Annotated in this window: 19 protein-coding genes; 10 read left to right on the top strand and 9 right to left on the bottom strand. The window is 62.8% G+C overall.

The annotated features are described in order from the left end of the window. Together ptsP (NTD89_RS22980) and NTD89_RS22975 are read left to right on the top strand one after the other, a co-directional pair. Positions 1 to 2,532 carry a phosphoenolpyruvate--protein phosphotransferase gene (ptsP, locus tag NTD89_RS22980; protein ID WP_262209873.1) on the top strand — a complete coding sequence of 844 codons (2,532 nt, stop codon included), beginning with the start codon at positions 1 to 3 and terminating at the stop codon, positions 2,530 to 2,532. Between the two features lie 2 nt (positions 2,533 to 2,534). Continuing rightward, the gene (locus tag NTD89_RS22975) at positions 2,535 to 2,813 is read left to right on the top strand and encodes a PTS transporter subunit EIIB (protein ID WP_262209871.1); all 279 of its coding nucleotides are present in this window, start codon (positions 2,535 to 2,537) and stop codon (positions 2,811 to 2,813) included. A gap of 135 nt (positions 2,814 to 2,948) precedes the next feature. Here NTD89_RS22975 and mltF read toward each other — a convergent pair whose 3' ends face one another. After that, complete coding sequence (mltF, locus tag NTD89_RS22970) at positions 2,949 to 4,409, bottom strand: membrane-bound lytic murein transglycosylase MltF (protein WP_262209869.1); 1,461 nt, start codon at positions 4,407 to 4,409, stop codon at positions 2,949 to 2,951. A gap of 287 nt (positions 4,410 to 4,696) precedes the next feature. On the opposite strand from mltF, the gene purL reads away from it, so the two are divergent. The 3 genes from purL to NTD89_RS22955 all read left to right on the top strand — a co-directional run bounded on the left by purL (position 4,697) and on the right by NTD89_RS22955 (position 9,646). After that, positions 4,697 to 8,593: a phosphoribosylformylglycinamidine synthase gene (purL, locus tag NTD89_RS22965; protein ID WP_145164403.1), complete on the top strand. Its 3,897-nt coding sequence runs from the start codon at positions 4,697 to 4,699 to the stop codon at positions 8,591 to 8,593. Between the two features lie 4 nt (positions 8,594 to 8,597). Next, positions 8,598 to 8,909, top strand: a complete 312-nt coding sequence (locus NTD89_RS22960; protein ID WP_262209866.1) for an NGG1p interacting factor NIF3 — start codon at positions 8,598 to 8,600, stop codon at positions 8,907 to 8,909. A 473-nt stretch (positions 8,910 to 9,382) separates the two neighbouring features. Then, the gene (locus NTD89_RS22955; RefSeq protein WP_262209864.1) at positions 9,383 to 9,646 is read left to right on the top strand and encodes a DUF6124 family protein; all 264 of its coding nucleotides are present in this window, start codon (positions 9,383 to 9,385) and stop codon (positions 9,644 to 9,646) included. Between the two features lie 118 nt (positions 9,647 to 9,764). Here NTD89_RS22955 and nagE read toward each other — a convergent pair whose 3' ends face one another. The 7 genes from nagE to NTD89_RS22920 all read right to left on the bottom strand — a co-directional run bounded on the left by nagE (position 9,765) and on the right by NTD89_RS22920 (position 18,280). After that, complete coding sequence (gene nagE / locus NTD89_RS22950) at positions 9,765 to 11,471, bottom strand: N-acetylglucosamine-specific PTS transporter subunit IIBC (protein ID WP_262209862.1); 1,707 nt, start codon at positions 11,469 to 11,471, stop codon at positions 9,765 to 9,767. Positions 11,472 to 11,498: 27 nt separating this feature from the next. Beyond that, on the bottom strand, positions 11,499 to 14,009 hold the full coding sequence (ptsP, locus tag NTD89_RS22945; protein ID WP_262209860.1) for a phosphoenolpyruvate--protein phosphotransferase: 2,511 nt from the start codon (positions 14,007 to 14,009) through the stop codon (positions 11,499 to 11,501). Positions 14,010 to 14,045: 36 nt separating this feature from the next. After that, positions 14,046 to 15,068, bottom strand: a complete 1,023-nt coding sequence (locus NTD89_RS22940) for an SIS domain-containing protein (RefSeq protein ID WP_262209858.1) — start codon at positions 15,066 to 15,068, stop codon at positions 14,046 to 14,048. After that, on the bottom strand, positions 15,049 to 16,155 hold the full coding sequence (gene nagA, locus NTD89_RS22935) for an N-acetylglucosamine-6-phosphate deacetylase (protein ID WP_262209857.1): 1,107 nt from the start codon (positions 16,153 to 16,155) through the stop codon (positions 15,049 to 15,051). Before nagA ends, NTD89_RS22940 begins: the two co-directional genes overlap by 20 nt. Positions 16,156 to 16,165: 10 nt before the next feature. Beyond that, positions 16,166 to 16,924 (bottom strand): GntR family transcriptional regulator, encoded by a 759-nt coding sequence (locus tag NTD89_RS22930; RefSeq protein WP_106578301.1) that lies wholly within the window; start codon positions 16,922 to 16,924, stop codon positions 16,166 to 16,168. 263 nt (positions 16,925 to 17,187) lie between these two features. After that, a complete protein-coding gene (locus tag NTD89_RS22925; RefSeq protein ID WP_242199909.1) occupies positions 17,188 to 17,691 on the bottom strand; it encodes a murein L,D-transpeptidase family protein in 504 nt (167 codons plus the stop codon). 40 nt (positions 17,692 to 17,731) lie between these two features. After that, positions 17,732 to 18,280, bottom strand: coding sequence for an NUDIX hydrolase (locus NTD89_RS22920; protein WP_262209856.1), 549 nt, complete (start codon positions 18,278 to 18,280; stop codon positions 17,732 to 17,734). 146 nt (positions 18,281 to 18,426) lie between these two features. Between NTD89_RS22920 and NTD89_RS22915 the strand changes: the two genes are divergently transcribed. From NTD89_RS22915 to purT, 5 genes are all read left to right on the top strand, one after another. Further along, positions 18,427 to 19,029, top strand: a complete 603-nt coding sequence (locus tag NTD89_RS22915) for a CoA pyrophosphatase (protein WP_060754282.1) — start codon at positions 18,427 to 18,429, stop codon at positions 19,027 to 19,029. A 36-nt stretch (positions 19,030 to 19,065) separates the two neighbouring features. Further along, entirely contained in the window at positions 19,066 to 19,590 is a 525-nt protein-coding gene (locus NTD89_RS22910; RefSeq protein WP_106578304.1) for a gamma carbonic anhydrase family protein, read from the top strand. Continuing rightward, complete coding sequence (locus NTD89_RS22905; protein WP_262209853.1) at positions 19,587 to 19,802, top strand: DUF1289 domain-containing protein; 216 nt, start codon at positions 19,587 to 19,589, stop codon at positions 19,800 to 19,802. Before NTD89_RS22910 ends, NTD89_RS22905 begins: the two co-directional genes overlap by 4 nt. 312 nt (positions 19,803 to 20,114) lie before the next feature. Continuing rightward, on the top strand, positions 20,115 to 20,582 hold the full coding sequence (locus NTD89_RS22900) for a VUT family protein (RefSeq protein WP_106578306.1): 468 nt from the start codon (positions 20,115 to 20,117) through the stop codon (positions 20,580 to 20,582). 69 nt (positions 20,583 to 20,651) lie between these two features. Further along, a complete protein-coding gene (gene purT / locus NTD89_RS22895) occupies positions 20,652 to 21,833 on the top strand; it encodes a formate-dependent phosphoribosylglycinamide formyltransferase (RefSeq protein ID WP_262209850.1) in 1,182 nt (393 codons plus the stop codon). Between the two features lie 96 nt (positions 21,834 to 21,929). Here the strand turns inward: purT and NTD89_RS22890 are convergent, their stop codons facing one another. After that, positions 21,930 to 23,240, bottom strand: coding sequence for an MFS transporter (locus NTD89_RS22890; RefSeq protein WP_145164143.1), 1,311 nt, complete (start codon positions 23,238 to 23,240; stop codon positions 21,930 to 21,932). Between the last annotated feature and the right edge of the window lie 276 nt (positions 23,241 to 23,516).

Below are 23,516 nucleotides of genomic sequence, written 5' to 3'. Positions count from 1 at the left end.
ATGACCACAACTCAACCCCTGGAACTGCTGGCGCCGCTGTCGGGTGTGCTGCTGGCGCTGGATCAGGTGCCCGACCCGGTGTTCGCCAGTCGCATGATCGGCGACGGCCTGTGCATCGATCCCACCTCGCAGACCCTTTGCGCGCCGCTGGCCGGGGTGATCAGCAGTCTCCAGGACAGTGGCCATGCGGTCAGCATTACCGACGACAACGGCGTTCAGGTGCTGATGCATATCGGCCTGGACACGGTGAACCTGGCAGGCCAGGGCTTCACGCGGCTGGTGCAGGAAGGCCAGCGAGTGGAAGCTGGGCAGCCGCTGATCGAATTCGATGCCGATTACGTGGCGCTCACTGCGCGCAGTTTGTTGACCTTGATGCTGGTGGTCAGCGGCGAGCCATTTACGCTGTTGGCGCCGGACGGCAATTGGGTGGATGTGGGCCAGCCGCTGTTGCGGGTATCACCCGGCGAGGCAACTGCAGCCGTCGCGCAGGAGGAGGGTGATGCCCTGTTCTCCAAGCCGCTGAGCTTGCCCAACGCCAATGGCCTGCACGCCCGACCTGCGGCGGTGTTTGCCCAGGCGGCCAAGGGTTTTGACGCGAGCATTTACTTACACAAGCAAACCCAAAGCGCCAACGCAAAATCCCTGGTGGCGATCATGGCGCTGCAAACCGCGCAGGGCGACACCTTGCAGGTCAGTGCGGCGGGTAACGATGCCGACGCGGCGATCAAGGCATTGGTCGCGCTGTTGGCCGAGGGCTGTGGCGAAACGGTCGCGGCACCGACGCAGGTGGTTGAGGCGGTCGCGCCCGTGTCGTCGGCCGCGTTGCTGCGCGGCGTGTGTGCGTCACCGGGTTCGGCGTTTGGCCAAGTTGTGCAGGTGGCCGAACCGGAGCTGAACATCACTGAAAATGGCATCGGCGAAACCGCCGAGCGCGACGCGTTGACGCGTGGCCTGCTGGCGGCAACCGAGGCGTTGCAAACCCTGCAAACCAAGGCGGCCGGCAGCGCCCAGGCCGAGATTTTCAGGGCCCATCAGGAGTTGCTCGAAGACCCGACCTTGCTGGAGCAAGCCCATGGCCTGCTGGCCGAAGGCAAAAGCGCCGCCTTTGCCTGGAACAGCGCCACCGTTGCCACCGCCAAGCTGTTCCAGGGCTTGGGCAATGCGCTGCTCGCCGAGCGCGCGGCGGATTTGGCCGATGTCGGCCAGCGTGTGCTGAAGCTGATTCTCGGTATCCAGGACCGCGCATGGGACTTGCCCGAGCAGGCCATCCTGATTGCCGAGCAACTGACGCCGTCGCAAACCGCCGGCCTGGATACCCGCAAGGTGCTGGGGTTTGTCACTGTCGGCGGCGGCGCGACCAGTCATGTGGCGATCCTCGCCCGTGCGCTCGGCCTGCCGGCGATTTGCGGTGTGCCAGGGCACGTGTTGGCACTGGCCAATGGCAAACAAGTCCTGCTCGACGCCGACAAAGGCGAGCTGCACCTGGAGCCAGACCTGGCTGAAATCGAAAAACTGCAGGCGGCCCGTGATCAGCAAGTGCAGCGCCGTCAGCGTGAGGTGGCGCAGGCGGCCTTGCCGGCCACGACCCGCGACGGCCATCACGTTGAGGTCACGGCCAACGTCGCTTCATTGCAGGAAGTGGAGCAATCCCTGGCCCTGGGCGGTGAAGGCGTCGGCCTGCTGCGTTCGGAATTCCTCTACCTGGACCGCAACCGCGCCCCCAGCCCCGAGGAGCAAGCGGGCACCTACAGCGCCATCGCCCGCGCCTTGGGCACTGAGCGTAATTTGGTGGTGCGCACTCTGGACGTGGGGGGCGACAAACCGTTGGCCTATGTGCCGATGGAAAGCGAGACCAACCCGTTTTTGGGCTTGCGCGGTATCCGCCTGTGCCTGGCGCGCCCGGAGCTCCTGCGCGAACAGTTTCGCGCGATCCTTGCCAGCGCCGGGTTGGCGCGGCTGCACATCATGTTGCCGATGGTCAGCTTGCTGTCGGAGCTGCACTTGGCGCGCAAGATTCTTGAAGAGGAAGCGCTGGCGCTGGGGCTTGAAGCGTTGCCGAAGCTGGGCATCATGATCGAGGTGCCGTCTGCGGCGCTGATGGCCGATGTCTTTGCCCCGCATGTGGACTTTTTCTCCATCGGCACCAATGACCTCACCCAATACACCTTGGCCATGGACCGTGATCACCCGCGGCTGGCCAGCCAGGCTGACAGCTTTCACCCGGCGGTGTTGCGCCTGATCGCCACCACCGTCAAGGCCGCGCATGCCCATGGCAAGTGGGTGGGCGTGTGTGGCGCATTGGCGTCCGAAGCGTTGGCGGTACCCATGTTGATCGGGCTTGGCGTGGATGAGTTGTCGGTCAGCGTGCCGCTGATCCCGACCATCAAGGCCACCGTGCGCGAGCTGGACCTGGCCGATTGCCAGATCATTGCCCGCCAGGTGCTGGGCCTGGAAGAAGCCGCGCATGTGCGCGAGGCCCTGCGCCAGTACCACGCGGCTACCGTTGAAACCTCACCTGTCGTGGAGCACTGAGCATGTTCGAGAAATTGCAGCGGGCGTTCTGGAAAGCCCTGACCCCGGATTTGATTGCCGAGACGGTCGCGGCGCCGACGCCGGGTCTGTTGTCGGCCAGCGTGCTGAGTGCATTGGGTGGCGCGGATAACCTCAAGTCGCAGCAGCGCGTGGCGCTGACGCGGGTGCGTGTGCAACTGCAGGATGCGGCGCGGTTGGATGAGCCGGCGTTAAAGGCGGCGGGTGTGCCGGGGGTGATGGTGTTGGGCGGCGGCGTCGTGCATTTGCTCACGGGTCTTTAAGGCGACCACTCTTCCAATGTGGGAGCGGGCTTGCCCGCGATCGCGGTGTGTCAGGTAACGAATAGGTTGACTGGCCGGCCGCCATCGCGGGCAAGCCCGGCTCCCACAGGGTTTTGTGGTGTTTTGGAGAGTGGCTTACAGCTGCGGGTTATCTTCCGGCGGCTTGGTCTTGTCCACGCCCGGCACGTGCAAGTTGCCGTCGACCACCTGGTTGCCTTCCAGCTGCGGCTGGGTCACCCAGGTGAGGATGTCGTAGTAACGCCGGATGTTCGCCACAAAATGCACCGGCTCACCGCCGCGCGCATAGCCATAGCGGGTTTTGCTGTACCACTGCTTCTGCGCCAGGCGCGGCAGCATCTTCTTCACGTCCAGCCACTTGTTGGGGTTCAGGCCGTCCTTCTTCGCCAGCGTACGCGCGTCTTCCAGATGGCCGGTGCCGACGTTGTAGGCGGCGAGGGCGAACCAGGTGCGATCCGGCTCGGCGATGCTGTCGTCCAGCTCATCCTTGATCTTGGCCAGGTATTTGGCGCCGCCCATGATGCTTTGCTTGGCGTCCAGGCGGTTGGACACGCCCATCGCCTGAGCGGTGTTCTGGGTCAGCATCATCAGGCCACGCACGCCCGTCTTGGAGGTGACGGCCGGTTGCCACAGTGATTCCTGATAGCCGATGGCCGCCAGTAGGCGCCAGTCGACTTTTTCTTCCTTGGCGTAAGTCCGAAAATGCTTCTCGTATTTGGGCAGGCGTTGCTGCAAGTGCTGGGCAAAGGTGTAGGCGCCGACGTAACCGAGCACATCGACGTGCCCGTAATAGCGGTCTTTAAGACGCTGCAGGGTGCCGTTCTTTTCCACCTTGTCCAGGTAGCTGTTGATCTCGTTGAGCAGGCTGTTGTCATCGCCTGCCGCCACGGCCCAGCTTTGGTGGCTGGCATTGCCGAGGTCGAAGGCCACGCGCACGTTGGGGAAGTACACCTGGTTCATCGCGACTTCGTTGGAGTCCACCAGGGTCAGGTCGATTTGCCCCTCGTCCACCATGCGCAGCAGGTCGACCACCTCAACGGCGTCGGACTCTTCATATTCAATCGCGGGATTTTGCTTTTTAAGCGCCGCCAATTGCTCGGCGTGGGTGCTGCCCTTTAGCACCATGATCTTCTTGCCCACCAGGTCGGCTGCGGTGGTGGGGCGCGACTGGCCGTTGCGGTAGATGATCTGCGGCGTCACTTCCAGGTAAGGGTGCGAGAAGCGCACCTGCTGCTCGCGCTGTTCGCTGCTGACCAGACCGGCGGCGGCCAGAACCGGGCCGTTGGGTTTGCCCAACTGGCCGAACAGGTCATCAAGGTTGTCGGCGGTCTCGATTTCCAGCTTCACCCCCAGGTCGTCGGCAAACCGCTTGACCAGTTCGTATTCGAAACCGGTTTCACCGTTGCGGTCCTGGAAATAAGTGGCCGGGCTGTTTCGGGTGATCACCCGCAATACGCCATCCTCCTTGATTCGCTCGAGCGTGCTGGGTTTATCAACACAGGCGCTGAGCATCAGGAAGAGTCCGGTTGCGATCAGCCATTTGGCGCATCGCGGGCGCAAAGCAGTAGGGAAGAACATCTGCGCAGTATACGCAAACGACCCTCAGCGCCATATCTCGACAGCAGCGCACTTGTCTGCTAGCGCCCGCAGAACCGGGCTGCAGCCCGCAGAAACGCGGGTTGGCGAGGGTTTATGACGGTTAAAATAACTGCGCGCCCAGCCCCGGAAAATGCCCCGATACTGTGCAAACCGTGCCAACTGACGTTCGGCAGCGGCCAGCCGTGCCGTTTCGGGTGCCGTTGGCGATGGTTTACGCTAGAATGCACGGCCTCAAAGCACACCCCCTTCCCGAGGCTGTCCCGAAGATGTTGATCCTGCGCGGCGCTCCTGCCCTTTCTGCCTTTCGCCACAGCAAACTCCTTGAGCAACTGAGCCAGAAGGTTCCAGCGGTTACAGGCTTGTATGCTGAATTTGCTCACTTCGCCGACGTGACCGGCGTGTTGACCGCCGACGAACAGCAAGTGCTGGCGCGCCTTCTGAAGTACGGCCCAAGCGTTCCCGTTCAAGAGCCTGACGGCCGCTTGTTCCTGGTTCTGCCGCGGTTCGGCACCATCTCGCCCTGGTCGAGCAAGGCCAGTGATATCGCCCGCAACTGTGGCCTGGAAAAAATCCAGCGCCTGGAGCGCGGTATCGCTTTCTATGTTGCCGGCCAGTTCAGCGACGCCGAAGCCGAGCTGATTGCCAGCAGCCTGCACGACCGCATGACCCAGATCATCGTCAGCCAGCTGGAACACGCTGGCGGCCTGTTCAGCCACGCCGAACCCAAGCCGCTGACTGCGATTGACGTGCTTGGCGGTGGCCGCGCCGCCCTCGAGAAGGCCAACACTGAACTGGGCCTTGCCCTGGCCGAAGACGAGATCGACTACCTGGTCAACGCCTTCAACGGCTTGAAGCGCAACCCGCACGACATCGAACTGATGATGTTTGCGCAGGCCAACTCCGAGCATTGCCGTCACAAGATCTTCAACGCCAGTTGGGACATCGACGGCGAAAGCCAGGAAAAAAGTCTGTTCGGCATGATCAAGAACACCTACGTGATGCACAGCGAAGGCGTTCTGTCGGCTTATAAGGACAACGCCTCGGTGATCGTCGGCTCGGTTGCCGGCCGTTTCTTCCCGGACCCTGAGACCCGCCAGTACGGCGCGGTGCAGGAGCCGGTGCACATCCTGATGAAGGTTGAGACCCACAACCACCCGACCGCAATTGCCCCGTTCCCGGGCGCAGCCACCGGTTCCGGCGGTGAGATCCGCGACGAAGGCGCCACCGGCCGTGGCGCCAAGCCAAAGGCGGGCCTGACCGGTTTCACCGTGTCCAACCTGCAGATCCCAGGCTTCGAACAGCCGTGGGAAGTGCCGTACGGCAAGCCTGAGCGCATCGTGACCGCGCTGGACATCATGATCGAAGGCCCGCTGGGCGGCGCCGCGTTCAACAACGAATTCGGGCGTCCGGCGCTGACCGGTTACTTCCGTACGTTCGAGCAGTCCATCACCACCCCGCGTGGCGATGAAGTGCGCGGCTACCACAAGCCGATCATGTTGGCTGGCGGCATGGGCAACATCCGTGAAGAACACGTCAAGAAAGGCGAGATTCTGGTCGGCTCCAAGCTGATCGTCCTCGGCGGCCCGGCCATGCTGATCGGCCTGGGCGGCGGCGCTGCTTCCTCCATGGCCACCGGCACCAGCTCGGCAGACCTGGATTTTGCTTCCGTACAGCGTGAAAACCCAGAAATGGAACGCCGCTGCCAGGAAGTCATCGACCGTTGCTGGCAGTTGGGTGACAAGAACCCGATCAGCTTCATCCACGACGTCGGCGCCGGCGGTTTGTCCAACGCCTTCCCAGAACTGGTCAACGATGGCGAGCGTGGCGGTCGTTTCGAACTGCGCAACATTCCAAACGACGAGCCGGGCATGGCCCCGCACGAAATCTGGAGTAACGAATCTCAGGAACGCTACGTACTGGCCGTCGGCCCTGAAGACTTCGCGCGCTTCCAGGCCATCTGCGAACGCGAGCGTTGCCCGTTTGCCGTGGTCGGCGAAGCCACTGCCGAGCCACAGCTGACGGTCACCGACAGCCACTTCGGCAACAGCCCGGTTGACATGCCACTCGAAGTGCTGCTGGGCAAAGCCCCGCGCATGCACCGTTCGGCCGTGCGTGAAACCGAGTTGGGCGATGACTTCGACCCAAGCAGTCTCGACCTGACCGACAGCATCGAACGCGTGCTGCACCACCCGGCCGTGGCGAGCAAAAGCTTCCTGATCACCATCGGCGACCGCACCATCACCGGTCTTGTGGCCCGTGACCAAATGGTCGGCCCATGGCAAGTGCCGGTGGCCGACGTTGCCGTCACCGCCACCAGCTTCGACGTGTACACCGGTGAAGCCATGGCCATGGGCGAGCGCACGCCGCTGGCCCTGCTGGACGCGCCGGCGTCGGGCCGCATGGCCATTGGTGAAACCCTCACCAACATCGCCGCCTCCCGCATCGGCAAGCTGTCCGACATCAAACTGTCGGCTAACTGGATGTCTGCTGCCGGTCACCCCGGTGAAGACGCGCGCCTGTACGACACCGTCAAGGCTGTCGGCATGGAGCTGTGCCCGGAGCTGGGCATCACCATTCCGGTGGGCAAGGACTCGATGTCCATGGCCACCCGTTGGAACGAAGACGGCACCGACAAGAGCGTCACTTCGCCGCTGTCGCTGATCGTTACCGGTTTTGCACCGGTGACCGACATCCGTCAGACCCTGACCCCGCAACTGCGCATGGACAAGGGCACCACCGATCTGATCCTGATCGACCTGGGCCGTGGCCAGAACCGCATGGGCGCCTCGATCCTCGCGCAAACCCACGGCAAGCTCGGCAAGCACGCGCCGGACGTGGATGACGCCGAAGACCTGAAAGCCTTCTTCGCCGTGATCCAGGGCCTGAACGCTGACGGCCACCTGCTGGCTTACCACGACCGTTCCGACGGCGGCTTGCTGACCAGCGTTGTAGAAATGGCCTTCGCCGGTCACTGCGGCCTGAACATCGTGCTCGACAGCGTTGCCGAGGCCGCCTGCGAAATCAACGGCATCCTGTTCAACGAAGAGTTGGGCGCCGTGATCCAGGTTCGCCAGGACGCCACTCCGGACGTGCTCGCACAATTCAGCGCCGCCGGCCTGGACGACTGCGTGGCAGTGATCGGTCAGCCGATCAACAACGGTGAAGTCAATATCTCCTTTAATGGCGACACCGTGTTTGCCGGCCAGCGCCGTCTGCTGCAACGCCAGTGGGCCGAGACCAGCTACCAGATCCAACGCCTGCGTGATAACGCCGACTGCGCCGAGCAGGAATTCGACGTGATCCTGGAAGAAGAAAACCCGGGCCTGAGCACCAAGCTCAGCTTCGACGTCAACCAGGACATCGCCGCGCCTTACATCAAGAAAGGCATCCGCCCACAAGTTGCGGTACTGCGTGAGCAGGGCGTCAACGGCCAGGTGGAAATGGCGGCCGCGTTCGACCGCGCCGGCTTTAATGCGATCGACGTGCACATGAGCGACATCCTCGCCGGTCGCGTTGACCTCAACGCGTTCAAAGGCCTCGTCGCCTGCGGTGGTTTCTCCTACGGTGACGTGCTGGGTGCCGGTGAAGGCTGGGCCAAGTCGGCGCTGTTCAACAGCCGTGCCCGCGATGCGTTCCAGGGCTTCTTCGAGCGCAACGACAGCTTCACCCTGGGTGTGTGCAACGGTTGCCAGATGATGTCCAACCTCAGCGAACTGATCCCGGGCAGCGAGTTCTGGCCGCACTTTGTGCGTAACCGTTCCGAGCAGTTCGAAGCCCGTGTCGCCATGGTGCAGGTGCAGGAATCCAACTCGATCTTCCTGCAGGGCATGGCCGGTTCGCGCATGCCAATCGCCATCGCCCACGGTGAAGGCCATGCCGAGTTCGAAAGCGAAGAAGCCTTGCTCGAAGCCGACCTGTCCGGTTGCGTGGCGATGCGTTTTGTCGACAACCACGGCAAGGTCACCGAAAGCTACCCGGCCAACCCGAACGGCTCGCCGCGCGGGATCACCGGCCTTACCAGCCGCGACGGCCGCGTGACCATCATGATGCCGCACCCGGAGCGTGTGTTCCGCGCCGTGCAGAACTCGTGGCGCCCGGAAGAGTGGAACGAAGACGGCGCCTGGATGCGCATGTTCCGCAACGCCCGCGTGTGGGTGAACTAAGGCGGTGTACAAGCTCAGCTTCTTTGTGCCCGCAAGCCACGTGGAGACGGTAAAAACCGCCGTCTTCGCAGCCGGCGGCGGGCGCATCGGCGACTACGACAGCTGCGCCTGGCAAGTGCTGGGCCAGGGCCAATTCCGCGCATTGGACGGCAGCCAGCCGTTTATTGGGCAGGTGGGCCAGGTTGAAGTGGTCGAAGAGTGGAAGGTTGAGCTGGTGGTGGCGGATGAATTGATTGTGGCTGTAGTGGCTGCGCTCAAACTGAGTCACCCGTATGAGACACCGGCGTATGAGGTGTGGCAGCTGGCGGATTTTTGATTCGCAGATTGCAGAAACAAGAAACCCGCTGGGCCAGTTTGGTCAGCGGGTTTTTTGTTGCCTGTACGGGCCAATCGCAGGCAAGCCAGCTCCCACATTTGACCGCATTGCCACGTCGGGCACCGATCAAACTGTGGGAGCGGGCTTGCTCGCGAAGGCGTCGGGACAGGCACCTCAGACCTTTCCCACATGCCTTTCAGGTTGTCCCTCGGAACTGGCCTCACTAATCTTCTCGGGTCGCTGCCAATGTGGCGACCGGGACTGCAAGCCCGCCGAAACCTCACCAGTTACTCCTAAGCGCCTTTATAATTGCGGCGTTTTTTCATGGTCGTCATTTATGGCGGCTGTGTGCGGGAGACCTTCGGGTCTACCGAGGTGCTGGTGGGACTCGGTCTTGCAGGCCCGCGCACAGCTGCCACCCATCAACTGCAAGTGATGTTGGTAGTTCCTAAACTCTCACTAGGAAATACACCATGATCAAAGACAGTCCAAATCCTCCATCTGATTCTCAGCCCACCGACCAAATCTTCACCATACTCCCCAACCTGAACAGCGAAACCCTCCTCGCCAATGCCTCCCAAGACCTGGCATCCGTGCAGGCGCTGGCGGGCAATCTGGCGTTTGACATCGACGGCCCGCAGCGTGATGCGGTGCTGGGAATTCATCGGATGCTGGAGGGTATCCAGTTGATGGTGGATCGGGTGTTGGATTTAGCTGAGGTGCCTGAACCGAAGTAATCGGACGCCTGTCGGGCCCAATCGCGGGCAAGCCCGCTCCCACATTTTTGAGCTGTGAATACAGTCAAATGTGGGAGCCGGGCTTGCCCGCGATGAGGCCAGAAAAGCCGCTACAGCGCTAGACCCTGGCGCCGACCTCACGGCCACTGACCAACCGCTCCAGCGCCTCACTCAATCCCGAGGCCTTGTCACCAATCAACAAGTGCCAAACACCGCTATCCAACTGGCTCATGCCCTGGCAACCGAGCGCCGTCAGATCAGTTTCGGACAGCACCGAATCATCCCCCAACTCCACCCGCAACCGGGTCATCGCCACGGCGTCCAGCTGCCGGACATTTTCACGGCCACCCAAGGCCTTCAGCCATTTCTCGGCCTCCTGCACATTCACCGCAACCGGCTTATCCACAGGTGCAGCCGCCACCGGCGCACTGGCAACAAACGACGGCATGGCCAAGCGAATCTCATCGGCAATGCTGTCGGCCATGGGCCCGACCACCACCTGCAGGCTCCCGCCATTGCCTGGGCGAACCACGGCCATGGCGCCGAGTGCTTTCAAGTCCGCGTCCACTGCTTTGTTGCGATCCACCATGTCCAGGCGCAGGCGGGTGGTGCACGCGCCGACACTCAGCAAGTTGGCCGCACCGCCCAGCGCACGGATATACGCACCGGCCCGTTGGTTATCACTCATCGCCTCGGCCTGCACCACCTGGATGTCTTCACGCCCAGGCGTTTTCAGGTTGAAGCGACGGATGCAGTAGTTGAACACGCTGTAGTAGATCACCGCGTACGCCAACCCCACCGGGATCACCCGCCAGCCGTTGGTGGACTTGCCCCAGCCCAGTACCATGTCGATAAAGCCACCGGAGAAGGTAAAACCGAGGTGGATATTCAACAGGTCAGTGACAGCCATCGACAGGCCAGTCAGCACGGCGTGGATCAAGTACAGGAACGGCGCGAGGAACATGAACGCGAACTCAATCGGCTCCGTCACGCCGGTCAAGAACGAGGTCAGCGCCATCGACAGGAAGATCCCGCCCATCACTTTGCGGCGCTCCGGCAGCGCGTTGCGGTACATCGCCAGGCAGGCGGCGGGCAGGCCGAACAGCATCACCGGGAACATGCCGGTCATGAACTGGCCACCTTTGGGGTCGCCGGCAAAGTAGCGGGTCAAGTCGCCGGTCACCACGGCGCCGGTGGTCGGGTCGGTGAAGGTGCCGAACACGAACCACGCCATGTTGTTGAGGATATGGTGCAGGCCGGTGACGATCAGCAGGCGGTTGAACACGCCGAACACGAAAGCGCCAAAGCTGCCGCTTTCCATCAGCAACACACCGAAACTGTTGATGCCGTGCTGGATCGGCGGCCAGATCAGGCCAAAGATCACGCCCAGGGCCACTGCCGAAAAGCCGGTGACAATCGGCACAAAACGTCGCCCGCCAAAGAAGGCCAGGTATTCGGGCAACTTGATGTCCTTGAAGCGGTTGTACAGCCCGCCCGCCATCAAGCCGCTGGCGATACCGGCGAGCATGCCCATGTTGATGGTGGTGTCCATCACCTTGAGCGTGGAAACCATCACCAGGTAACCAATTGCACCGGCCAGGCCCGCCGTGCCGTTATTGTCGCGGGCAAACCCCACAGCAATACCGATGGCGAAGATCAGCGCGAGGTTGGCGAAGATCGCCTGCCCGGCGTCGTGCATCACGGCGATGTTGAGCAGGTCGGTGTCGCCCAGGCGCAGCAAGAGGCCGGCGATCGGCAGGATCGCGATCGGCAGCATCAGCGCGCGGCCCAGGCGTTGTAAGCCTTCGATAAAATGTTGGTACATGGCGTGTCTCCCTTGTTCTTGTTGTTGTCAGCTCAGCGGCCAGTGGTGTTGGCAGGCTTGGCGAACCGCCTTGGCGCTGCTCAGGTCGAGCAGGCCAAGGCTCAGTTGCCGGCATTGAGCCGCGTCCAGGTGACGGACGCGGTCCTTGATTTCTCCGATCTGTGGCGGGCTCACCGACAGCTCGCTGACGCCCAGGCCGACCAGCACTGGCGTGGCCAGCGGATCGGACGCGAGGGCGCCGCAAACGCCGACCCAACGCCCATGCTTGGCCGCGCCCGCGCAGGTTTGCGCGATCAGCCGTAGCAGCGCCGGGTGCAAGGCATCGACCCGCGCGGCGAGGCCGGAGTGGTCGCGGTCCATGGCCAGGGTGTACTGGGACAGGTCATTGGTGCCGATGGAGAGGAAGTCGGCATGTTTGGCCAGCTGTTCGGCCATCAGCGCGGCGGCGGGCACTTCGATCATCACGCCCAGCTCCGGGCGCTGCGTCAGCCCCAGCTCGGCACATAACTCATCCAGGCGCTGGCGGATCTGCAGCAGTTCATCCACTTCGCTGACCATCGGCAGCAGAATGCGGCACCGTGCCAACGGGCTGACTTGCAGCAGCGCGCGCAGTTGCTGGTCGAGCAGTTCGGGCCGCACCTGGGCCATGCGGATACCGCGCAGGCCCAACACCGGGTTGGCCTCCACGGGCAGCGGCAGGTAGTCGAGCTGCTTGTCGCCGCCCACGTCGATGGTGCGAATAATCACCGACTTGTCGCCCATGGCATCCAGCACGGCTTGGTAGGCTTGGCGCTGCTCTTGTTCATCCGGCGCGGTGCGGCGATCGACGAAGAGGAATTCGGTGCGCAGCAGGCCGACGCCATCGGCGCCGTTTTCAAACGCCACGTGGGCCTCGGCGCTGGAGGCGACGTTGGCGGCCACTTCAATACACACGCCATCGCGGGTGTGCGCCGGTTCTTGTGCTTGTGTCTGTTGCTGCTGGCGGCGCAGTTTTTGCGCGTCGCGAATCTGGTGCACTTCAGCGTGACGCGCCTCGCTGGGCGTCAGTTCCAGGCGCCCATTGACCGCGTCGAGCACCACGCGTTGGCCTTGGGGCACATCAAGCACTGCTGCGCCCAGCGCCACTACGCAGGGCAAGCCTTTGCCGCGAGCCAAAATGGCCACGTGGGACGTAGCACCGCCTTCGGCCATGCAGATGCCGGCCGCGTGTTGCGCACTCAGTTGCAGGAGGTCGGACGGCGTCAGCTCATGGGCGCTGACAATCGCACCGGCAGGCAATTCGAAATGCCAGGTTTCGCCCAGCAGTGAACGCAGCACGCGTTGCTGCAAGTCGCGCAGGTCGTTGGCGCGCTCGGCGAACAGCGGTTTGCCCAACGCCAGCAACACCGCGCATTGCGCCTGGATTGCATCGCGCCAGGCGTGGGTGGCGGCGCTGCCTTGTTCGATGGCCGCGGTGGCCGCGTCCAGCAGGGCCGGGTCTTCCAGCAGGGCGAGGTGGGCGGCGAAGATCTCTTCTTCTTCGACGTTTTTGCGTTGGCGGGCGTGGTCCAGGGTCGTGCGGATCTCGCCACGCACTTGCTCAAGGGCCGTGTCCAAACGTTGCAGTTGTTCATCGGCCGAGTGATTGCCGGTGTCGGCCGGCAGTTCTATACCGGTGAGACGCAACAGCGGCCCGCAGACCAGGCCGGGGGCCGCGCACACGCCTTGCAACACACCGGTTTCGGTGCTCTCCTTGCGTGGGGCGACCGCCACGGGCGCGTGATGTTCTTCGCTGACCGCCGCGGACAGCGCCGCCACCAACGCCTGCAACGCCGCCTCGCAATCCTTGCCGCGGCAAGTGACGCGCACTTCGTCGCCTTCACCGATCCCCAGCCCCATCAAGCCAATCAGGCTGTCGCACGGCGCGGATTTGCCCGCGAAGTGCAACTGCGCCTGGCTGCTGAAACCCTGGGCGGTTTTGCGGATCAATGCGGCGGGGCGTGCATGCAAACCGCCACGGTGTGTGATGCGCACGCAGGCGCGGACTTCGGTGACCGAGTTATCCACAACCGCCGGCTGGGTGGTCGCTGAGCGCGTGACGATGTGCAGCAACGGCTCACCGACCTTGGTGATTTTTCCTGCTACCGGCCGCAGCTCAAAACGCTCGCCATTGGTCAGAATAATCAGGCTGACCAGGCTTTTGCACTGGCGCGCAATGCGGTCCAGATCAAACTGCACCAGCGCCTGGCCTTTGCTCACCCGCGCGCCTTCCTTGACCAGCAGCGCAAACCCTTCGCCATTGAGTTCCACGGTGTCGATGCCCACGTGCATCAGCACCTCGGCGCCGTTCTCGGCACGAATCGTCAGGGCATGCCCGGTGCGCGCGACATGGATGATCACCCCGTCACAGGGTGCATGCAGGCAATCGTTCAGCGGGTCGATGGCGATACCGTCACCCATGGCACCACTGGCGAACACTTCGTCGGGCACCTCGCCCAGGGCGAGCACCGGGCCACTGAGTGGGGCGCTGAGGGTCAATTCATTATTGTTGTTGGACATGGGCACGGTACTCATCAGGAAAACACGACAATCGACTCAGTGAGTGCGGGTAACTTTGCTCAGGTGACGCGGCTGGTCGGGGTCCATGCCCCGGGCTTGCGCCAGGCCGGCGGCCATTACGTAAAAGCTTTGAATCGCCAGGATCGGGTCCAGGCTTGGGTGTTCGGCGCGGCTCAGGGTCAGGTCGCGCTCGGCGATATCGTCTGGCGCGGCCAGCAGCACACGGGCGCCGCGCTGGCGCATGTCGGCGGCCAGGCTCAGCAGCCCGGCCTGCTCGGCGCCGCGTGGGGCGAATATCAGCAGCGGGTAGTTTTCGTCAATCAAGGCCATCGGTCCGTGGCGGACTTCGGCGCTGCTGAAGGCTTCGGCCTGGATCGCCGAGGTTTCCTTGAGCTTGAGCGCGGCTTCCTGGGCGATGGCAAAACCGGCGCCACGGCCGATCACCATCAATTGCTGGCAGCCACGCAGGGCCTCGATAGCGGCGCTCCAATCCTGTTTGGCCGCTGCACGCAGTTCATCGGGCAGCGTGCGGCAGGCCTGCAGCAAGTCGTCTTCCTGGCTCCAGTGGCCAATCAACTGCGCGCTGGCGCTGAGGGTGGCGATGAAGCTTTTGGTCGCGGCCACGCTGAGTTCCGGCCCGGCGCACAGCGGCAGGTGGAATTCGCAGGCGGCTTCCAGTGGTGAGTCTTCGGCGTTGACCAGCGAAATACTCAACGCACCGCGTTTGCGCAGCAGGCGCAGGCTGTTGACCAGGTCCGGGCTTTGCCCCGACTGCGAGAAACCGAATGCCACCTGACCGCTGACTTTCAATGGCGCCTGCAACAGGGTCACCACTGACATCGGCAACGACGCCACCGGAATGCCCACGTGCTGCATGGCCAGGTAGGCAAAGTAGCTGGCGGCGTGGTCCGAACTGCCACGGGCAATGGTCATCGCCACTTGCGGCGGCTGGCGGCGCAGGCGACCGGCGACTTCTTCCAGCAGCGGGTCCAGGCGTTGCAGTTGAGCGGCCACGGCGTCACAGGAGGCCAGGGCCTCTTCAAGCATTTTTGAAGTCAATGGTTTCTCCTTCGACCATTACGTCGGTGAGGTGCAGGGAGCGGTCCAGGCGTACGCAGTCGGCGAAGCTGCCGGGTTGCAGGCGGCCGCGTTCTTCCAGGCCCAGGTAATCCGCAGGAAATTGCGACAGGCGTTGTGAGGCTTCGCTGATGGGCAGGCCGATTTTCACCAGGTTGCGCAGCGCCTGGTCCATGGTCAGCGTGCTGCCGGCCAGCGTTCCATCTGCCAGGCGCACGCCGCCCAGGCATTTGGTCACGGTGTGGCTGCCCAGCTTGTATTCGCCGTCGGGCATGCCGGCGGCGGCGGTGGAATCGGTGACGCAGTACAGGCACGGGATCGAACGCAGGGCCACGCGCATGGCGCCGGGATGCACGTGCAGCAGGTCGGGGATCAGTTCCGCGTATTGGGCGTGGGCCAGAGCGGCGCCGACGATGCCCGGCTCGCGGTGATGCAGCGGGCTCATGGCGTTGTACAAATGCGTGAAGCTGGTGGCGCCGGCGGCGAGGGCGGCGACGCCTTCTTCATAACTGCCCAATGTGTGGCCGATCTGCATGCGCACGCCGCGTTGGCTGAGGGCGCGGATCAGGCCGTCATGCCCGGCAATTTCCGGGGCGATGGTGATCACCCGGATCGGCGCCAGGCGCAGATAGGTTTCCACTTCGGCCATCAGCGCGGTGTGGGCGAAGTTGGGTTGGGCGCCGAGTTTGCCCGGATTGATGTAGGGGCCTTCCAGGTGCACGCCGAGTACGCGGGCGCTGCCGCTCGGGCGCTGCTCGCAGAAGGTGCCGAGCTCGCCGAGCACACGGGAGATCTCGTTCACCGGCGCCGTCATGGTGGTGGCCAGCAGCGACGTCGTGCCAAAACGCACGTGGGTGCGGGTGATGGTCTCGAAGGCGTCGACGCCTTCCATGATGTCTTTGCCGCCACCGCCATGCACATGCAGGTCGATGAAACCCGGCAGCAGGTAGGGCAGGTCGTTGTCAGCCGGGTCGCACGGCGTGCCTTGGACGGCGACCACTTTGCCGTGTTCGTGCACCAGGCGGCCGCGAATCCAGCCGCTGGGCGTGAGGATGTTGTCTTCGGACATGGGCAGTTCTCTAAATGCGCAGTTCAGCGGAGTAGTCATGGCGGCGCAGCTCTGCGACGAAGTCGTAGTAGTCGTTGCGGCAGTAGGTGTCGGTGATTTCAATCGGCGTGTTGTCAGCGGTGTAACCGACACGCGTCATCAGCAGCATGGCGGTGCCGGGGGCGATGCCCACCAGCTTGGCGAACTCATCCGAGGCGTTGATCGCCTGGATATGCTGCAAGGCGCGCACGATGGGCTTGCCGATGCTTTCCAGGTACTCGTACAGCGAATTGCCGATGGCCTGCGGATGCGGCAGCACCGAGGCGGGCATGGCGGTCATTTCAATTGCCATCACCGTGTCGTCGGCTTTACGCAAGCGTTTGAGTCGCGCGACTTTGTCGGTAGGCGACAGGCCCAGGCGAATCAGCTCTTCGTGGGTCGGCGGGGTGATGTCGCGTTCCAGCCACTGCGAAGTCGGTACAAAACCTTTGAGCCGCAGCATTTCGCTGAAGCCCGACAGGCGTGACAGCGGTTGTTCCAGGCGCGGCGTGATAAAGGTGCCGGAGCCTTGGCTGCGGCGGATCAGGCCTTGGGCGAACAACACTTCCAGCGCTTTACGTGCGGTCACCCGCGAAATGCTCAGTTGCTCGCTGAGGGCGCGTTCCGACGGCAAGGCCTGCTCGGATTTCCACTGGCCGGCATGGATCGCCGCTTCAAGGTTGCGGGCCAGTTGCAGGTACAGCGGCGTGGATTGTTTCTCGTCAGGGCGCAGCGTCTGGATGGGATTCATCTGTGAAGTTTCCGATGCGGTTATTGGAGTGTTGTCGCCCGGTAATGGCCGGAAATTAATACCACTTAAATACCATGTCAATGCGGCCAAAACGGTGCGGAACCCGGTTTCAGGGCGCTTTAAGGGTGCGTGGTATCAAGTGGTATTAGAGAGGTCTTTATAGCGCGCAGAACTGGGCAGCCCGGCGCGGTGAACTGGTATTCACCGGCAGGCGCTGCCAGGGGCAGGAATTATTTTCAGATTATTTTACGAACGGTACGAAATTACGGCCGAATCTCGATCATGGTGCCGTCTTTGACCAGGTTCCAGACTTCGCGCATGTCGACGTTGCGCATGCCGATACAGCCATCGGTCCAGTCGAGGGTGTGGAACCATTGCTCCGGGTATTCCTCGGTGTCGGGCGTGCCGTGGATCATGATCATGCTGCCCGGTCTCACGCCTTCGCGGCGCGCGCGGGCAGAGTCGCTGATATTGGGGTAGGAAATGTGCATGGCCAGGTTGTAGCGGTCGCTGGTCTTGCGCCAGTCGATCCAGTAAAAACCTTCCGGCGTGCGGCGGTCGCCCTCGAACTGCTTGGTGCCCTTGGGGTTTTTGCCCAGCGAGATGCGATAGGTCTTGAGCGGTTTGCCGTCGTTGATCAGTTGCAACTGGTGCGCCGACTTGAGCACCAGGATTTTCTCGACAGGTTTGCCGCCGAGGATTTCCACCGTGGAGGCCGAGGACAGGGTAGCGAACGACAGGCAGATGAAAGCGAGCAACCAACGCATTGAAACGGTTTCCCTTGTTAGACGGTGCTGCCTGAAGGTGTTATTTGGCCGGCCGCGTCATCGGCGGCACCGACTCGCTGCGTACCGGGAACTGTTGTTGCCGGCGGTCAGCGAAGAAGCATTCTAAGGTACGCCCGACCGTGCGGAAAGCCAGCTCTGACCAAGGGATATCGGCTTCATCGAACAGCTTCACCTCAAGGCTTTCGGGGCCTGCGGCAAAGTCCAGGTCGACCAGTTCGGCGCGGTAGAAAATATGCACCTGGCTGATGTGCGGCACGTCGATCAGGGTGTAGATGTTCAGGTTGCGCACGCGGGCGCAGGCTTCTTCCAGGGTTTCGCGCACGGCGGCCTGCTCTACGGTCTCGGCGTTTTCCATAAAGCCTGCGGGCAAGGTCCAGTAACCCAGGCGCGGCTCGATGGCGCGGCGGCATAGCAGCACTTGGTCGCCCCACACTGGCACGGTGCCGGCGACGATATTGGGGTTCTGGTAGTGAATGGTCGAGCAGTGATCACACACATAGCGCAGGCGTGTGTCGCCTTCGGGAATGCGCTGGGTAACCGGTTTACCGCACTGGCTGCAGAAGTTCATGCTGGGGTTCCTGGAGAGTGGGCCTATCTTGGCTTGGCGGGCAGGGCCCTGCAAGTTGTCGTTTCGCGACATGTGCCGGGTTTTGGGGTTGGGCACCCGCCCGCTTTGGTGCATGATGCAAGGTAGCCAACAGACCGAGATGACTCATGCTGGACGAGCTACTTCGCCGGGTAAGCAATCACACCCCTCACACACTGGAAACTGACGGGCGTTTCCCCGAGGCCGCCGTGTTGGTGCCGATTACCCGCAGTGACGAACCTGAGCTGATCCTGACCCTGCGCGCCAGTGGCCTGTCGACCCACGGCGGCGAAGTGGCGTTTCCGGGCGGGCGACGTGACCCCGAAGACCCGGACCTGATTTTTACCGCGCTGCGCGAAGCCGAAGAAGAAATCGGCCTGCCGCCCGGCCTGGTGGAAGTCATCGGCCCGTTGAGCCCGCTGATTTCCCTGCACGGTATCCGCGTAACGCCTTATGTCGGGGTTATCCCCGATTACGTCGAATACCTGGCCAATGATGCCGAGATCGCCGCCGTGTTCAGCGTGCCTCTGGAGTTCTTCCGCCAGGACCCGCGCGAACATACCCACCGTATCGATTACCAGGGCCGCAGTTGGTATGTGCCCAGCTATCGGTTTGGCGAATACAAAATCTGGGGGCTGACGGCAATCATGATTGTCGAGCTGATCAACCTGCTCTATGACGACGCGCAGATCAGCCTGCACCAGCCACCCAAGAGTTTCATCAATACCTGAGCCATCGCTTGAATGGCATCGTCGTGAGGACACACCATGAAATACCGCCTGGGCGACGCCCGCGTCGAGACTCATCCGCAAAGCTGGGTGGCGCCCAATGCCACGCTGGTCGGCAAGGTCAAGCTGGAGGAGGGCGCCAATGTGTGGTTCAACGCGGTGTTGCGTGGCGACAACGAACTGATCCTGATCGGCAAGAACAGCAACGTGCAGGACGGCAGCGTGATGCACACCGACATGGGCTACCCGCTGACCCTGGGCACCGGCGTGACCATTGGCCATAACGCCATGCTGCACGGCTGCACCGTCGGCGATTACAGCCTGATTGGCATCAACGCGGTGATCCTCAACGGCGCCAAAATCGGCAAGCATTGCATCATCGGCGCCAATTCGTTGATCGGCGAAGGCAAGGAAATTCCCGATGGCTCGCTGGTAATGGGGTCGCCGGGCAAAGTGGTGCGTGAGTTGACCGAGGCGCAAAAGCGCATGCTCGAAGCCAGCGCTGCGCACTATGTGCATAACGCGCAGCGCTATGCCCGGGACTTGGTTGAGCAAGAAGAATGAACCCGATTGAACGCCCTGTTGCCTCGCCCTGCGTGAGTATTTGCGCGCTGGATGACGATGATATTTGCACAGGTTGCCAGCGCAACGTGGATGAAATTACGCGCTGGAGCCGCATGGACAATGCCGAACGCCGGGTGGTGTTGGCGTTGTGCCATGAGCGGGCAAAGGCGAGTGGGTTGGTGTGGATGATTCCGGGGAAATCGGGCGCCTGAACCACCGCTATCGCAGGCAAGCCAGCTCCCACAATGGATATGTGAATACATTCAAAAATGTGGGAGCTGGCTTGTTGTGGCGACCGCGCTTTGGGTGGCGAGCGGGCTTGCCCCGCGTTGGGCTGCGAAGCAGCCCTGAAACTGGCGCCGCGGTTTGCCTGACAAGACGCGGCGTTCTTAGTGGGGCCGCTGCGCAGCCCAACGCGGGGCAAGCCCGCTCGCCACCCAAAGCCCGGTCGCCACTGCCAGCCCCGCTCGCCACAGGGGTTGTGGTGCATTACCCTGTGCGGCATTACCCACAGGTCCTTCCCCATGCTCTTCCTGATCGCCTACATCAGCAGCGTCGTGTTGATCAACTTCGCCTTCTCCACCGCTCCGCACCTGGACGTCATCTGGTCCGCCTGGGGTGGCCTGGTGTTTATCCTGCGCGACATGGTGCAAACCCGCTTCGGCCATGGCGCGATACTCGCCATGCTGGCGGCGTTGGTGCTGTCGTATATCACCTCCGACCCGTCCATCGCCCTGGCCAGCGCCACGGCATTTGCGGTGTCTGAATGCATTGACTGGCTGGTGTTCAGCATCACCAAGCGCCCACTGCACGATCGCCTGTGGATAAGTTCGGCGCTGAGTATTCCGCTCGATACCTTTATCTTCTTCGGCCTGATCGGCGCGCTGACGCCGGCGGTGGCGGGCACGGCGTTGGTGTCGAAATTCGCCGGGGTCACGGTGGTGTGGTTGATCATGGCCTGGCGCCTGCGCAAACGCGCCGTCGCCAACTGAGGCCAATTCTTGCAGTTCATGTAAAATGCCGGCCTTTCTCCCCATGATCCGCTCCCCTGAGGACCTGAGATGACCCGAATCGGAACTCCATTGTCGCCAACCGCGACCCGCGTTTTGCTGTGTGGCTGCGGTGAGCTTGGCAAGGAAGTGGTAATCGAACTGCAACGCCTGGGCGTTGAAGTGATTGCCGTGGATCGTTACGCCAACGCGCCTGCCATGCAGGTTGCGCACCGTAGCCACGTGATCAACATGCTCGACGGCGCCGCCCTGCGTGCCGTGATCGAAGCCGAGAAGCCGCACTTCATCGTGCCGGAAATCGAAGCCATCGCCACCGCCACGCTGGTAGAGCTTGAAGCCGAAGGCTTCACCGTGATTCCGACCGCGCGTGCCACCTCGCTGACCATGAACCGTGAAGGCATTCGTCGCCTGGCCGCCGAAGAGCTGGACCTTCCGACGTCGCCGTACCACTTTGCTGACACCTTCGAGGACTACAGCAAGGCCGTGCAGGACCTGGGCTTCCCGTGTGTGGTCAAGCCGGTGATGAGCTCTTCGGGCAAGGGCCAGAGCCTGCTGCGCAGCGCCGATGACGTGCAGAAAGCCTGGGATTACGCTCAAGAGGGCGGGCGTGCCGGTAAAGGCCGCGTGATCATCGAAGGCTTTATCGACTTCGATTACGAAATCACCCTGCTGACTGTGCGCCACATTGGCGGCACCACCTTCTGCGCGCCGGTCGGCCACCGTCAGGAGAAGGGCGACTACCAGGAATCCTGGCAGCCGCAAGCCATGAGCCCGATTGCCCTGGCGGAATCCGAGCGGGTTGCCAAAGCCGTGACCGAGGCGCTGGGTGGCCGTGGCCTGTTTGGCGTGGAATTGTTCATCAAGGGCGATCAAGTGTGGTTCAGCGAAGTGTCGCCGCGCCCGCATGACACCGGCTTGGTGACCTTGATTTCTCAGGACCTGTCGCAGTTCGCGCTGCACGCGCGCGCGATCCTGGACCTGCCGATTCCGTTGATCCGTCAGTTCGGGCCTTCGGCTTCGGCGGTGATCCTGGTGGAAGGGCAGTCCACCCAGACCGCATTCGCCAACCTCGGCGCGGCCTTGAGCGAGCCGGACACGGCGTTGCGTCTGTTTGGTAAGCCGGAAGTCAATGGTCAGCGCCGGATGGGTGTGGCGTTGGCGCGGGATGAGTCGATCGAGGCGGCGCGGGCCAAGGCGACTCGGGCTTCGAAGGCGGTTGTTGTAGAGCTGTAAAACCGCGTCGCGCCCATCGCAGGCAAGCCCGCTCCCACATTTGAAGGCATTCACAATTCAACATGTGGGAGCGGGCTTGCCTGCGATAGCGGTCTATCAGGCGACCTTGTTCAAGTCGTTATTCCGCGTCTCTTTCAGGCACAGCACAGCAATCAAGCTGAGCAACGCTGCCGCCGACACATACCCGCCGACATAACTCAGCCCGCCCATCGCCACCAGCTTGGTCGCGAAAAAGGGTGCGGCCGATGCCCCGACAATCCCGCCCAGGTTATACGCCGCCGAAGCGCCGGTATAACGCACGCGGGTGGGGAACAGTTCCGGCAGCATCGCGCCCATTGGGGCGAAGGTCACGCCCATCAGAAACAATTCCAGTGCCAGGAACAGTGCGACGGCCCAGGTCGAGCCGTGGGTGAGCAGCGGCTCCATGGTGAAGCCCGACAGAATCGCAAGAATGGCGCCGACGATCAGTACCGGCTTGCGCCCGTAACGGTCGCTGGCCAAGGCCGCCAGCGGCGTCGCCAGGCCCATGAACAACACCGCAAAGCACAGCAGGCCCAGGAACGTCTCGCGGCTGTAGCCCAGCGTTGCAACGCCGTAACTCAGCGAGAACGCGGTGGTGATGTAGAACAGCGCATAGCACACCACCATCGACGCCGCGCCCAGTAGGACCGGCAGCCAATGCTGGCTGAACAGCTCCACCAGCGGCACTTTCACCGGCGCTTGCTTGGCGACGGCGTTGGCGAATACCGGGGTTTCATGCAGTTTGAGGCGGGCATACAGGCCGACCATCACCAGCGCCGCGCTGAGAATGAACGGGATGCGCCAGCCCCAACTGCGGAACTGTTCGTCGTTCAGGCTCATGGCCAGGATCAGGAACAAACCATTGGCCGCCAGAAAGCCAATCGAAGGGCCCAGTTGCGGGAACATGCCGAACCAGGCGCGCTTGCCCTTGGGGGCGTTCTCGGTGGCCAGCAATGCTGCGCCGCCCCATTCGCCGCCAAGCCCCAGGCCCTGGCCGAAGCGCAGCACGCACAACAGGATCGGGGCCCAGGCGCCGATGCTGTCATAGCCGGGCAGCAGGCCAATCAACGTGGTGCACACGCCCATCAGCAGCAACGACGCCACCAGGGTTGATTTGCGCCCGATACGGTCACCGAAGTGGCCGAACAGCGCCGAACCCAGCGGGCGAGCGATAAAGGCGATGCCGAAGGTCAGGAACGACGCCAGCATCTGCGCGGTGCCGGAGGTCTGCGGGAAGAACACCGGGCCGATCACCAGCGCAGCGGCCGTGGCGTAGATGTAGAAATCGTAGAACTCGATGGCGGTGCCGACGATGCTCGCGGTGGCGACCCGTGCGGTCGAGTTGAGCGGGGCGGCGGTTGCAGCCTCGGTATAGGTGGTGCTCATTGAGGTATCCCTGACGGTCATTGCGCGTTTGGACGCGGATTATTATTGGTCAAACACCCATGGATCAGGGGTGTAAGCGGGGCGGCTCGGGATGGGAGCAAACACCGGTCAGACACGGTAACGCAGTGCCTGGACGCGCTGAGTGCGGGTAGCACGCGGTCGGGCAGGGCTCTGGTAAGCCGTCCCGATTATAGGAAGGGGTTTGCGGATCCAACAAGAGGCTCAGTCACGATCTATCAAACGCTGCAAATCAACTGTGGGAGCGGGCTTGCTCGC

It is taken from the genome of Pseudomonas sp. 14P_5.3_Bac1 (genome assembly GCF_025466135.1).
Taxonomy (GTDB): Bacteria; Pseudomonadota; Gammaproteobacteria; order Pseudomonadales; family Pseudomonadaceae; genus Aquipseudomonas.
The sequence above is the reverse complement of the archived record's forward strand: the minus strand, read 5'-3'. Positions and strand labels throughout refer to the sequence as shown.